The sequence below is a fragment of the Rhizobium sp. Leaf453 genome (genome assembly GCF_001425605.1).
Classification (GTDB): Bacteria; Pseudomonadota; Alphaproteobacteria; order Rhizobiales; family Rhizobiaceae; genus Pararhizobium.
The window spans coordinates 29,644-43,472 of sequence record NZ_LMRG01000028.1; the positions used below are offsets into that span (position 1 = coordinate 29,644).

Sequence of the window (13,829 nt, forward strand, 5' to 3'; positions counted from 1 at the left end):
CGTATCACAGGACGAAGTATCCCTTCGTCAGAGTAACGGCATCATCGAGATGGATGGCGAAGTCCGTCTTCCCGTCACCATCAACATCGCCGTAGACATAGGTGTCGGACGATGTCTTCTGGTAGCGCAGTTCGCCAGCCTTGCCGTTGAACGCGGCCGATCCGATGAACGAGAAGGCCTGATTGCCTGCGAGCGCGCTGTTTGCGTCAATTGTCGACACATCGATCCGGTCACCGTCGGAGAGCGAGAAGTCGAAAATCGTGTCCCGTCCGGCGGTCGCGACCGTCGAGTCACGGACCGACTTGAACTGGAACGTATCCTGGCCCGCGCCGCCCGTCAGATCGTCGGCACCGAGCCCACCATACAGCGTGTCATTGCCCGCATCGCCATACAGAAGATCGTTGCCGGCGTAGCCGATCAGGGTATCGTTGCCGGCACCGGCGACGATCTTGTCCGCACCGATGTCCCCTCTCAGGGTTTCCGATGCCGACGTACCGGTAACGGTTTCCAACACGTCAGTCATACCGATGGTGAAGGTCTTGGTTACCGTCAGGCCACCCGCATCCTTCACCTCGACCGTGATCGTGTCCTTCTGGACACTTTCGTAGTCGATGGGCTTGGCCACCTGCACCTTGTTACCATCAAGTTTGAACAGGCCGCCGGCGTCGTCAGTGAGCTTGTAGGTCAGTGCCTTGCCTTCGGGATCGATCGCCGACAGCGTGCCGACCGTCGTGCCGAGCTTGGATCTCTCGGCAACCGTCGAATTCGAAAGAGCAACCGAGCCGGGCGCTTCGTTGACGTCGGTGATACCGATGGTGAAGGTCTTGGTGGTCTTGGTGACACCATCCGAGACTTCGACGGTGATCGTATCGGACTTGACCGTTTCGTAGTCGATCGCGTTCGCCGTCACCAGCTTGTTGCCGTCGAGCTTGAACAGGCCACCGGCGTCGTCGGTCAGCGCGTAGGTCAGCGCCTTGCCTTCTGGATCGACGGCGGAGAGCGTACCGACCGTCGTGCCGAGCTTGGATCTCTCCGCAACCGTCGCCTTAGACAGCGCGACCGAACCGGGCGCCTCGTTGACGTCGGTAATACCGATCGTGAACGTCTTGGTGACCTTCAGGCCGCCAACATCCGTGACTTCGACGGTGATCGTATCCGACTTCAGTGTTTCATAATCGACAGCCTTGGCCAGTTGCAAGACATTGCCGTTCAGCTTGAACAATCCGCCAGCATTGTCGGTCAGCGTGTAGGTCAGGGCCTTGCCTTCCGGATCGACAGCCGACAGCGTGCCGATCGTTGTGCCGACCGCCGAATTCTCGGCAATGGTGGACTTCGACAAGGCGACCGAACCAGGAGCCTCGTTGACGTCGGTCACGCCGATCGTGAAGGTTTTCTCCGTGACATTGCCGCCGACATCAATCGCTTCGATGGTGATCGTATGGCTCGCCGCCGCCTCGAAATTGATCGGCTTGGCAACCTGCAGCTTGTTGTCGACGATCACGAACAAACCGTCCGGATTGGACGACAGGCTGTAAACCACCTCACCGCCTTCCGGGTCGACCGCCGACAGCGTACCGATTGTCGTACCGAGTTTGGAACCCTCGGCAACCGTCGACTTCGACAGGGCAACCGAGATGGGCGCCTCATCGACATTCGTAACCTTGACCGTGAAGTCCTTCGACGTCGTGTTGCCGGCCGCATCCTTCACCAGGACCGTGATCGGGTGGTTCTTCACCGTCTCATAGTCCAGTCCGGCCTTAAGGCGCAGTTCCGTGCCGACGATCTCGAACTTGCCGTCCGGATTGGAGCCGAGGCTGTAGGTCAGCGCGCAGCCTTCCGGATCGGTTGCGGACAAGGTGCCTATGACCGTGCCGACCGCAGCGCTTTCAGCGACCGAGGTCTTGTTGAGTGCCAGGTTGACCGGTGTTTCGTCGATATCCGTCACGTTAATCGTGAAGGTCTTATCCGTCGTGCTGCCGAAGGCATCCGTGACGCGGACGGTGATGTCGTGCGAATGGGCGGTTTCGAAGTCGATGCCGGCCTTCAGGCGCAGTTCGTTGCCGACAATCTCGAACTTGTCGCTGACGGCACCCGTAAGCGCGAAGCTCACCGCGCCACCATCCGGGTCGACCGCCGAAAGCGTCCCGATCACTGTCCCGACTGTCGCGTTTTCAGCGACGCTGGTCGCCGAAAGCTGGATGTTTTCAGGCGGTTCGCCGACCGGGGTTTCCGAGCCGTCGGAGAGATCGACGATCTTGTCCTTGAACCGCAGGAACTCGACGCCCGAGAGCGTGTCGCTGGTACCGGCAACACCGTCGAGAACCGTGAAGGTTCCATCGCCATTGTCGGTAATGGTGTAGTTCGACTTCAGTTCGCCATAGGCTGCCGTGTCGGAACCGAAGCCACCGGCAATGATGTCATTGCCCGCACCACCGGTGATGATGTCGTCACCACCGCCGCCGGACAGCATGTCGTTTCCGGCTCCACCCTCGATTTCGTCGGCATACTGGGTACCGACATACACGTCGGCACCAGCCGAGCCGATGAAGTGCTGGGCGTAGGCATCGAGCCCGTCGGCGATCTTGTCGAGTGCTGCCGCTACTTTCGCCGCCGTCGCCGGGTCGGAGGAATTACCGTACATGTGGGCAATGCCGAACAGATGCACGAGACCGTTGGCCTCGATCGATGCCTCTTCAGTCGGATTGGTCGGGGTTCCGTTGGCAAAGGTCAGGCCGGTGATCCTCAGCGCCGTGTTGCCTCCGGTGTAATAGCCGTTGGCGTCGAAGCTGCCCGTACCGCGCGTGCCGAACTCGATCGTGTTGATCTCGCCAACAATCGTGTGTGTGTCGAAGCTGTAGGTGAGATTGCCGTGGGCGAGCACATATTTCGACGCTGCGGTATCGCCGTAGCCGATGAACATTTCCTCGCCGGAGAAGGCGCCACTGTTGTCGAAGGACGGGAAACCGCCGCCGACCGTGTCGGAAATGAAACCACCACGAATATAGGCTTCGAAATCGACGCCCGCAGAGCCCTGGCCCGAAACATCGATGGTGATCATGCCCTTCGATGGTTCGGTCGGCGCTTCATCGACATCATTGACACCGATTTCGAACGTCTGCTGCGTCGTCTTGCCGTCCGCATCCGAGGCGATGACGGTCAGATTGTGCGAAGCGATCGCTTCATAATCAAGCGAACCCCTGACCCGGATTTCGTTGCCGACAATTTCGAAATAATCGCTGGGAGCCGAAAGGGCATAGGTGACCGCGCCGCCTTCCGGATCGGTGGCCGAGAGGGTGCCGACAACGGTTCCGACAGCACTGTTTTCATCGACATTGTCGTTGGAGAGCGCAAGGTTCGTCGGTGCGTGGTTTTCTGCCGCCAGCGTGATGCCGAACGTGCCGTTGACGTAGTCCTTGATGACGAGGGTCTGTGGCTTGCCGGATTCCGTGATCGTCAGGTCGCTACCGTTCAGCGTCAGGGTCAGGGTGCGGGTTGCGTTGGTGTTGTCGGTCAGTGTCAGGCTCCAGACGCCTTCGCTGACGATGGTTGCTTCGCCGGCGATGGCAAAGCCACTGGTCGCGCCCGGAGTCGGTGTCCAGGACGACGGATAGCTCGCCGGGCGGAACGTGCCATGGAACAGCGCACCGTCATTGTCGGTGATCGTCGTCGTTCCCGAGTCCGTGAAACGAACGACATAGGTGTCGTTGCCATCACCGCCGATGACAGTATCGTTGCCTGCGCGAGCGTGAATGACGTCGTCGCCTGCACCGCCTTCGACATAGTCGTCACCGCCGCCGGTGAAGATCACGTCATTGCCGGCACCGCCGTAGATCGTATCAGCCTTGGCCGCCTGGTTGCTGGTGACGATGTAGTCGGATCCGTCGCCCCGTTGGCGGTGAGACCGAGCGAGTCGCCCGAGAACACGTCGTCGCCGGACGTCAGGATATGCGCACCGGCAACATCGAGTGTCACCGTGGCGACGTTCGAGACATTGCCCGCGTCATCCTTGACAGTATAGGTGAAGGTATCGGCACCGACATAACCGGAGGTCGGCTTGTAGGTGATGACGCCGGTCGTTGCATTGACCGTTACCGTGCCATGCAGCGGGCTGTCGATGATCGTCACCGAGGTCGGATCCAGCGCGCTGTCATCCGTATCGTTCGCCAGAACGTTGATCGTCTTCGTCAGGTCCTTCACCGTCGAGACAGTGTCGTCGCCGGCAAACAGTTCACCGGCGAGCGTGATGCCGAAGGTGCCGTTGACGTAGTCCTTGATGACGACGGTCTGCGGCTTGCCGGATTCCGTGATGGTGAGGTCTGCGCCAGACCAGCTCAGCGTGAGCGTGCGGTTCGCATTGGTGTTATCGGTGAGCACCAGGCTCCAGACGCCTTCGCTGACTTCAGTCGCCGTGCCGGCGATCGCAAAGCCACTGGTCGCGCCAGGCGCCGGCGTCCACGACGACGGGTACGAAGCCGGGCGGAACGTTCCGTGGAACAGAGTGCCGTCATTGTCGGTGATGGTGGTGGTCCCGACATCCGTGAAGCGAACGACGAAGTGGATGACATCATTGCCATCACCGCCTTCAACGTAGTCGTCGCCGCCGCCGGTGAAGATCACGTCGTTGCCGGCGCCCCCGTAGATCGTGTCGGCCTTGGCGGCCTGGTTGCTGGTGACGATATAGTCTGCGCCATCGCCACCATGCACCTCGATGCCATTCTCTGTCAGGCCGAGCGAGTCACCCGAGAACACGTCGTCGCCGGACGTCAGGATATGCGCACCCGTTACATCGAGCGTCACGGTCGCGACGTTCGAGACGTTCCCTTCATTGTCCTTGATCGTATAGGTGAACGTGTCACTGCCCACATAACCCGAGGTCGGCTTGTAGGTGATCACGCCGCTCGTCGCATTGACCGTCACCGTGCCGTGCAGCGGCGAGTCAACGATTGTCACTGAAGTCACATCCAGTGTGCCGTCGGCATCCGTGTCGTTCGCCAGAACATTGATCGTCTTCGTCAGATCCTTCACCGTCGAGACAGTGTCGTCAGTGGCGACAGGCGTACCATCGACTTCCACTTCCAGTGTCAGTCCGAATGTGCCGTTGACATAGTCCTTGATGACGACCGTCTGCGGCTTGCCGGATTCCGTGATCGTCAGGTCGCTACCGTTCAGCGTCAGGGTCAGGGTGCGGGTTGCGTTGGTGTTGTCGGTCAGTGTCAGGCTCCAGACACCCTCGCTGACGATGGTGGCCTCACCTGCAATGGCAAAGCCACTCGTCGCACCCGGAGCAGGCGTCCAGGACGACGGGTACGAAGCCGGGCGGAACGTTCCGTGGAACAGAGTGCCGTCATTGTCGGTGATGGTGGTGGTCCCGACATCCGTGAAGCGAACGACGAACGAGATCACGTCATTGCCGGCACCGCCGTAGATCCGGTGAAGATCACGTCATTGCCGGCACCGCCGTAGATCGTATCAGCCTTGGCCGCCTGGTTGCTGGTGACGATGTAGTCGGATCCGTCGCCGCCATGAACCTCGATGCCATTCGCTGTCAGGCCGAGCGAGTCCCCCGAGAACACGTCATCGCCGGAGGTCAGGATATGCGCGCCAGTGACGTCGAGCGTCACGGTCCCGACGTTCGAGACGTTGCCCGCATCGTCCTTCACCGTATAGGTGAATGTGTCAGCACCGACATAGCCGGAGGTCGGCTTGTAAGTGATCACCCCGGTCGTTGCATTGACCGTCACCGTGCCGTGCAGCGGAGCATCGACGATGGTGATGGAGGCGAGATCCAGCGCGCCATCTGCATCCGTGTCGTTCGAGAGCACGCTGATCGCTTTCGAGAGGTCTTTTACCGTCGAGGCAGTATCATCCGTGGCGACAGGAGCCGTCGAACCACCCTCGTTCACGTCATTCACGATCAGCGTGAACGGGATATACTCGTCATTGCCTTCGTAATCCTGGAAATAGATCTGCAGTTCCTGCGAGACCAGCGTCTCGTAATCGAGCGGCGTCGCGCCAACGATCAAGGTGGCGGTACCATCGAAATTATTGACCAATTCCAGATACTGGGACGCATGCACGCCATTGATCGTGCCATCGACATAGATCGTATCGCCGCCATCTGGATCGTCGTAAGTGATGGTACCAATGACCGTGCCCTGGGGTGAGTTCTCATCAATCGTCAGATTGGAAAAAGTGATTGTCGTATCGCCAGAGGCCATGGTCGGGGTCCTTAGAAAATCCGCCTTGTCGAAGGCGAAACAATGTTTACAAGCAATAGGTTAGGACCGGCGCTGAGCGCCGGCCCCGATATTTGATTAGACAAGGATGTCGAAGCCTGCGCCGGAGGTGCCTCCGGTCAGGCCGCCGGTGTAACCGGCAAGGGTGAAGCTGAAATCGGCGACACCGTCGCCCGACGTATCACCGGAAACGACGGTGTCCGTCGCACCAGTCGCGTACCAGACGGCATTCGCTCCGGCCGTCGTCCCGCCCCAGGCAGTGAGATTGGCGATCGGCCGCAGATTGATGACATCGGCGTCGCCGCCACTGAGGGTGACACCGTTAAAATCCAGGATCGCATCGCCGTTGGCATTGGTTCCGGCGAACTGGAACGTGTCGTTGCCCGCACCACCGGTCAGTTGATTGACGGTGGATCCACCAATCAGCGTGTCGTTGTTTGCCGAACCGATAACATTTTCAAAGTTGATGAAGGTGTCGCTGCCGAGACCGCCACTCGCCGTCCCGCTGGCCAGATTGACCGTCACGAACGATGTTGCCGACGCATAATCGAGTGTATCCGTACCCGAACCGCCATCCAGCGTATCGTTGCCGAGCCCACCGTTGACGATGTCGTCACCGCCGGCACCATTCAGCGTGTCGGCCCCTGCCCCACCGTCGATCTTGTCGTTATAGCCATAGCCGGTGAAGGTGTCGTTGCCGGTATTGCCGTAGAATTCGACACCAGAGGTCAGCGACGCCAGATAGGTCGTCAACGGCACGGCAGTATCGCTGATGAAGCCATAGAGGATCGAGTGCGTGGTGTTGGCCCCTGCCCCGGTCGTCGTCAGGTTGAGACCGTCGATCGTCAGGTCCGTGCCGCTGTCGAGCGTCACATAGCTGTCGACGCCGAGCAAACCTGCCGTATTGAGCTTCGGGCCGTGACCGAACTGGACCTTGTTCAGCGTGCCATCCAGCGTGTGACCATTGAAATTATAGTCGAAATCGCCGGTCGCGAGCACGCCCTTCTCGGTCGAAGTCGCTGTTCCATCCACGGCCGAGCCGGAAACGAGATGCTGCGTACCGCCGAAGACGGAATGCGCCGTGCCGTAGAACTCGCCATAGGCAGGGCTCGCAACATGGCCGTTGAGGAAGGAGGTGGCTGACGTACTGAGATAGTCGTCATAGTTGAGGCCGGCGCTTGTGCCGACGGTAATGGTCACAGCCATGTCATGCTCTCCCTGCTGTTGCGGGGAGCGCGAATGCGCGGCGGGATACTGGTCGCGTTGCCATAGTCATCGTCTTTCCTGTTTCTGCATGGAGCATCTCCATGCCTCGGGAAGGTTGGTGAATGGCCGGCCGGGCGCCTTCAGCCGGTGTCGAACGGAAACCTGTCCTCGTGAACAGGCCCGAGCGACACCAGAAATCGGCGCGCATATCCTTGGTGATGGTGTTCATGGCTTCCCCCAAACCGGCACGAAGCACAAAGCTCCGCCGTACCGTGTGCAGGCTGCCCACGGGCCGAAATATCAGTGACGATGGTTTGGGTTTGCTCGCACTGGTCGGGCTTCAAAACGAAACGGGATCAGCCGAGCATGCCTAGTTTTGCGGGATCGCAGCGCCTGATGTTCCAGACGCACCAATCCGGGTAAAAAAGCCTAAGCCCGTGCCCAGCGCGGTATCCTTAGGATTTCGTTACCTGGAGGAAACGTTTAGATATCATGATTTTTAGAGTCAAGTATATCCGTGTTGTTTGGTCGAAAAATTATCGACCTGCCCCGAAAGGGTGCATTTTCAGACCGTAATGATACGAGACGTGTGGAGGCGAACCGCGATCGTTGCGCTGACTTGCGTGCCGGTTCGACGGGAACCCGGTCACGGGGTGAGGCGATAGCCGTCCTGCGCTTCCGCCGCCAAGCGGTCGGAATAGCGACGCATCATTTCGACCTGAACTTCGGTCTGGAAGGCCATCACCTGCTGGCGGATCGCCTCTTCCTCAGTTCCCAACGCCCGCAACTTTTCGGCCAACGCCCGGCATTCGGTCTTCCAGTATTGAAGCGCGGCCTCGCCGTGAATGTTTTCGAGTTCTGCAGCGCAGCGCCGAATGGTATTCACCTGCCCGGCCAGGGGAAACGGAACAACCCGCTCGTTCGTTTTCGAAAAACGCACATCCCTCAACGCAGCACTCATCAGGCGGTTCTCCATGTTACCGATTCTGATTTACAAAGCATATAGTTAACGCTTCGTATCCGCGCTGCGTCCTTTGCCGATTTCATGGCCTGAAATGCGACTCCAGCCAAATTTCTCCGGAAAAATGACCCCGAATATAGAGCAGGCCACCTGCCCCTTACGCCCTTATTCTGCCTGCCGGACTTGCTTCTGGCTGGGTCCGCGATGCCCATGACAAAGCAAAACGGCGGCACATCGATCTGCCGCCGTTCTTCAAGGTCCGGGGCGCAAGATCAGCCCCGATCGCCATCCTTCAGGAACCGGTCATAGAGCGCATCGAGATTGTCGGCGAGGAACCTGCCGAATTTGGCTCCGTTCCCGGCCTTGAGAGAGAGCGAAAAGCCCGAACTGTCGCTCTTGATCTGCGCCGAGATGCTGCTGTCCGCCGATGCCCATGTGGTGCCCGTGGCGACGGACTTCGTCACCCGCTTCGCCGTCGTCTTCAGTCCCGCCATTAACGCATTGAACCGAGCGCTGCTGTCCAGAGACATCGTATCCTCGGCATCGAGAATGTCGTTTGCCTTCGTGAGATTATTCGGCCGACCGATCAACAGCGACAGTTCCACCCAGCGCTCGCGGCCGATCGAGGCGGCTGATCCGATCCGCTCGATGATGCCAGCCGGAATGCGCTCCGTGACACTCATCATCTTCGAGACCGAAGCCGCATTGGCCGAAAGCGCCGACATGATCGTCTCGCGGTCGTAGCCGAGATCCTCCAGCCGGCGGGCAAAGGCCGCACGCTCGATGAAGGTCAGGTTGGCGCGCGCGGAGTTTTCCTGTCCCTGGGCAATCACATGGGTGCGATCGTCCAGTGCCTTGATCACGGCCCGCACAGGCCGCCCGAGTTGCCGGGCAGCACGCACCCGTCGATGTCCGAAGACGATCTGGTAGCGGCCATCGGTCTGCGGATGGGGGCGCACCAGGATCGGCGAATCCTGTCCCCGCTCCTGCATGGCGCGCAACAAATCCTGGAACTGCTCGCTATCATCCTCCATGCGATCGGTCACGAACGAGCCGTCGATCGTATCGGGATCGATATCGACGATGGTTTCGCCTTCCATCAGCTTTTCAGCCTGCTTGGCGAGCTCATCGATGGAACGGATCATGGTCTTCGAAGCACCACGCATCGGATAGGCTGGGGTGTCGGTAGTATCGTTCTGATCCATGAGGCCTGCGAGCAGGTTTTTCCGGGCCATGATGTCAGCTCCAACTATGTTATCTATTTGAATTATTGTCAGAAAAGTCGATTTTTGTCAGCTGACAACAATCTACCGTTTCCAGGAAGCATGAATCAATGCGGCAATCTCGGCATTGACAGTATCGACCGACTCGATCGCCCGCTCATAGGTCGAGCGGATCATCTGCGCCCTCTCCACCTCGTAGAGCGTCTGCTTGGTGATGCCGGCGTCCGAGATCGCTGTCGATTTCAGCATCTGGTTCTTGAGCATGTTCTGATTGAACATCGACTGCATGAAACCGACCATCTGGGCCTGTGGCACATCCGTCGGTTCATAGCGGGTGATCAGATAGCGATACCATTCGAGATTGACGGCGGCGCCGGCTGCGCGGATCGGCTTGAGGATGCCGCCCAGCATCAACAGGAACTGCCCCATGGACATAACGTCGAGCATCTGCGGATGGATGGTGATCAGTACGCTGGTCGCCGCCGTCAGGGCGGTGATCGTCAGGTATCCGAGTTGGGGAGGGCAGTCGATGACGACGACGTCATACCGGTCATCGACCTCGGCCAGCGCCTTGCCGATGCGGGTGAAGAAGGTCTTGCCCTCGGTCGATCCCTTGTTGCTCATCGCGAGCGGTGTGTCGTACTCGAACTCCTGCAGCTCGAGATTGGCCGGGACGATATCGAGCCCCGGGAAGTTCGTCGAATGGATGATGTCGGCCAGCGGCTTCTTCTGGTCGTCATAGCGGATAGCATCGTAGAGCGATGGGGTCTGGTCCCTTTCCGGCTGAAAGCCATGTAGCGAAGACAAGGACGCCTGCGGATCGAGATCGACGGCCAGAACGCGGTGGCCGGTCAGGGCCAGATACTGCGCCAGATGCGCCGCTGTCGTCGTCTTGCCGGAACCGCCCTTGAAGTTCACCACCGCGATCACCTGCAGCTTTTCACCGGGACGCCGATGCGGCACATACATCTTGGCTTCCGAGCGGCCGTTCTGATCGAGATATTCGCGCAGTTCCAGCATCTGCTCGGCGCTATAGGTTCGCCGTCCCGTCGGCGACGTTTGCGGGGCAGGGCCTTTTCCTTCGAGATGCAGCTTCTTCAAGTGGCTCTGCGAAACACCGATATAATCGGCCACCTCAGCAAGGCTAAATGACCGCAGGTTCTTGCGGGCATTGGGCGGAAAACGCTGGACGCTGAGGAGATGAAGCTTCTTCGAGATCAGGTCGCCCTGCTCGAGAATCTGGTCTTCGAAATGCTGGGAACCGGATTCTGTCGAAATTGCCAAATTAGCGTTCATTGGAGACATACTTTCAAATAACGATTTTATGGCTGATTCACGCCGATAACCGTTACTAATGCTGCCGCCTGTCATACACAAGGAATTTAGGGTTAACGAAAGATTACACCGCTGGTTCTGAACGATTTTATTTTTCGCCGCGGAGAAGGGGAGGGGAGGGCTCAAAACAAAGGCGCGGCAGCAGCATGATGCCACTACCGCGCTCTTGAAGCCAACCGTGTCGGTCGGCCATTCGCGTCGTCTGCTTGCCTGGGGAGAAACGGGCAAAAGATGACAGCGATTTTATCAGGCTGTCTTGCGTTTCTTTTGCCGGTAGACGTCGATGACGACGGCGGCGATGATGATCAGGCCCTTGACGATTTCCTGGTAGTAAGCATCGACCCGCAGGAAGGTAAAGCCTGAGGTCATGACCCCGAGGATGACGGTTCCGATCACTGTACCGGTGATCCGACCGACGCCGCCAGTGAGCGATGTGCCGCCGATGACTGTCGCCGCAATCGCATCGAGTTCATACATCACGCCCATACCTGCCTGCGCCGTCTGTGCCCGGGCGGCGGTCACCACGCCGGCGAGACCGGCCAGCATGCCGGCGATGGCGTAGACCTTGACGAGATGCGCCTCGACATTGATGCCGGAGACGCGGGCGGCCTGCACGTTCGCACCGATTGCATAGGTGAACTTACCGTAGCGGGTATAGCGCAGGGCGACATGGAAGATCAGGGCGACGACGAGGAAGACGATGACCGGCCAGATACCCGTGCCGATGAAATTGAACTGTTCCGTCAGGCCGGAGACCGGCTGGCCCTTCGTGTACCACTTGGAGACGCCGCGGGCAGAAACCATCATTCCGAGGGTGGCAATGAAGGGCGGGATCTTCGTTCGTGCGATCAGCTGTCCGTTGATGTACCCGGCGAGCAGACCAATCAGGAGACCGGCCCCGATCGGGACAATTGCCGGCATGTCGGTGAGGGCAGGGTAGAGCGCCCGAGGCCAGGTCGATGCCTGCGCGAGACTGGCCACGAACATCGCCGTCATGCCGACGACGGAGCCGGAAGACAAGTCGATACCGCCGGTGATGATGACCTGCGTGACGCCGACGGCAATGATGCCGATGACCGCCACCTGCAGAACCATGATCGTCAGGCGCTGCGGGTTCATCAGGAAGCTCTGACCGACGAAAATCCAGCCGAGGATTTCATAGACCAGCGCGATGCCGACAAGCACCAGAAAAATGTTAAACTCGGGCGGCATGCGCCGCTTGTGCGGCGTTGGCGCCACGCCTGCGACCGAGGCTTCCAGCTTGGTATTCATATCTTGGTCCTCCCTGATGGTATTTCTAAAAGCGCGCCATCACTGCGCTGCGAGTTCCATGACCTTGACCTGGGTTGCTTCCGCCCGATCGAGGAAGCCGGTGACACGGCCTTCGTGCATGACCATGACGCGATCGCTCATGCCGAGAACTTCCGGCATCTCCGACGAGATCATGATGACGGCGACGCCGTCGCGTGCCAGTTCGGTAACGAGGCGATGAATTTCCGCCTTGGCGCCGACATCGATACCGCGGGTCGGCTCGTCGAGAATAAGAATGCGCGGGTTGGTCAGAAGCCACCGGCCGATCAGGGCCTTCTGCTGGTTGCCGCCCGAAAGGTTTTCGATCCGCTCCTGCAGGTTCGGCGTCTTTACCCTGAGCTTGCGGGCCATTTCCTCGCATTTCGCCGAAATGCCCTTTTCATCGACAAAGCCCATCTTGACGAACTTGTCCTGAAGCACCGCGATCTGCATGTTTTCCAGGATGTCGAGGATCAGCAGGCAGCCCGTGTCCTTGCGGTCTTCCGTCAGGAAAGCCATGCGGTTGCGGATGGCTTCGGTCGGAGAACCGATGTTGACCTGCTTGCCGTTGATCGCGATCGATCCCGAGCTTGCGGGCGTCACGCCAAACAGGGTTTCGGCAACATTCGACCGGCCTGAACCGACAAGGCCGGCGACGCCGAGGATCTCGCCTGCGCGAACCTCGAAGGACACGTCATGAAAGACGTCCTTCAGACAGAGGTCCTTCACCGACAGCACGACATCGCCGATCGGAACCTCTTCTTTCGGGAACATCTGGGTGATCTCCCGGCCAACCATCATGCGGATGATGTCATCGCGCGTCACGTCGGTGGAGGCGTGCGTGCCGATATACTTGCCGTCACGGAACACCGAAAACTCGTCGGCGATCTCGAACAGCTCGTTCATCTTGTGGGTAATATAGACGATGCCGATACCCTGGCTGCGCAGGTCGCGGATGATGGTAAAGAGATGCGCGACCTCGCGCTCGGTCAGCGCCGAGGTCGGCTCGTCCATGATCAGAACGTCGCTCTCATAGGAAACAGCCTTGGCGATCTCGACCATCTGCCGGTTGGCGATCGAGAGATCACGGACTTCCGACTGCGGATCAAGCGCGATGTTCAGGCGCTTGAAAAGCTCGGCAGTTTTGCGGTTCATCTCGCCATGGTCGACAAAACCGAACCGGGTGAGCGGCTCGCGCCGGATCCAGATGTTTTCCGCAATCGTCATGAACGGCATCAGATTGAGTTCCTGATGGATCATCGCGATGCCGTTTTCGAGCGCATCGAGCGGCGACTTCAGGCGGATATCGACACCCTTGAATTTCACGTCGCCCTTGTCGGGCGTATAGATACCGGCGAGGATTTTCATCAGCGTCGACTTGCCGGCGCCGTTTTCGCCCATTAGCGCATGCACCGTGCCGCGCTTCAGACGAAACGAAACATCGTCGAGCGCGACCACACCCGGGAATTCCTTGCGGACGCCTTCGACGGCGAGAAGATATTCCGCATTCGGCACGGCGCCACTGGCGCGAACCGCTGCGATGGTTGTCGGACTGACCATGTTAGATGTCTCCCTGTC

Annotated in this window: 9 protein-coding genes; all 9 read right to left on the reverse strand. The window is 59.3% G+C overall.

Translation table 11 applies throughout. From position 1 onward, the window contains the following. Nucleotides 1-4: 4 nt before the first annotated feature. The 9 genes from ASG68_RS32820 to ASG68_RS25125 all read right to left on the reverse strand — a co-directional run bounded on the left by ASG68_RS32820 (nt 5) and on the right by ASG68_RS25125 (nt 13,811). Nucleotides 5-3,868, reverse strand: coding sequence for a cadherin domain-containing protein (locus tag ASG68_RS32820; RefSeq protein ID WP_413814047.1), 3,864 nt, complete (start codon nt 3,866-3,868; stop codon nt 5-7). Beyond that, nucleotides 3,805-5,403, reverse strand: a complete 1,599-nt coding sequence (locus tag ASG68_RS25090) for an Ig-like domain-containing protein (RefSeq protein WP_062610239.1) — start codon at nt 5,401-5,403, stop codon at nt 3,805-3,807. The genes ASG68_RS32820 and ASG68_RS25090 overlap by 64 nt, the downstream gene beginning before the upstream one ends. Beyond that, a complete protein-coding gene (locus ASG68_RS25095; protein WP_062610241.1) occupies nt 5,400-6,218 on the reverse strand; it encodes an Ig-like domain-containing protein in 819 nt (272 codons plus the stop codon). Before ASG68_RS25095 ends, ASG68_RS25090 begins: the two co-directional genes overlap by 4 nt. Before the next feature lie 96 nt (nt 6,219-6,314). Next, nucleotides 6,315-7,442 carry a calcium-binding protein gene (locus tag ASG68_RS32825; protein WP_062584085.1) on the reverse strand — a complete coding sequence of 376 codons (1,128 nt, stop codon included), beginning with the start codon at nt 7,440-7,442 and terminating at the stop codon, nt 6,315-6,317. A gap of 646 nt (nt 7,443-8,088) precedes the next feature. Further along, nucleotides 8,089-8,418, reverse strand: coding sequence for a DUF6074 family protein (locus tag ASG68_RS25105; protein WP_244484326.1), 330 nt, complete (start codon nt 8,416-8,418; stop codon nt 8,089-8,091). 257 nt (nt 8,419-8,675) lie between these two features. Next, on the reverse strand, nt 8,676-9,638 hold the full coding sequence (repB, locus tag ASG68_RS25110) for a plasmid partitioning protein RepB (RefSeq protein WP_062584086.1): 963 nt from the start codon (nt 9,636-9,638) through the stop codon (nt 8,676-8,678). A 72-nt stretch (nt 9,639-9,710) separates the two neighbouring features. After that, nucleotides 9,711-10,922 (reverse strand): plasmid partitioning protein RepA, encoded by a 1,212-nt coding sequence (gene repA / locus ASG68_RS25115; RefSeq protein ID WP_062604032.1) that lies wholly within the window; start codon nt 10,920-10,922, stop codon nt 9,711-9,713. A gap of 285 nt (nt 10,923-11,207) precedes the next feature. Further along, nucleotides 11,208-12,233, reverse strand: a complete 1,026-nt coding sequence (locus ASG68_RS25120; protein ID WP_062584088.1) for an ABC transporter permease — start codon at nt 12,231-12,233, stop codon at nt 11,208-11,210. Between the two features lie 39 nt (nt 12,234-12,272). Continuing rightward, the gene (locus tag ASG68_RS25125) at nt 12,273-13,811 is read right to left on the reverse strand and encodes a sugar ABC transporter ATP-binding protein (protein ID WP_062584089.1); all 1,539 of its coding nucleotides are present in this window, start codon (nt 13,809-13,811) and stop codon (nt 12,273-12,275) included. Nucleotides 13,812-13,829: the final 18 nt, after the last annotated feature.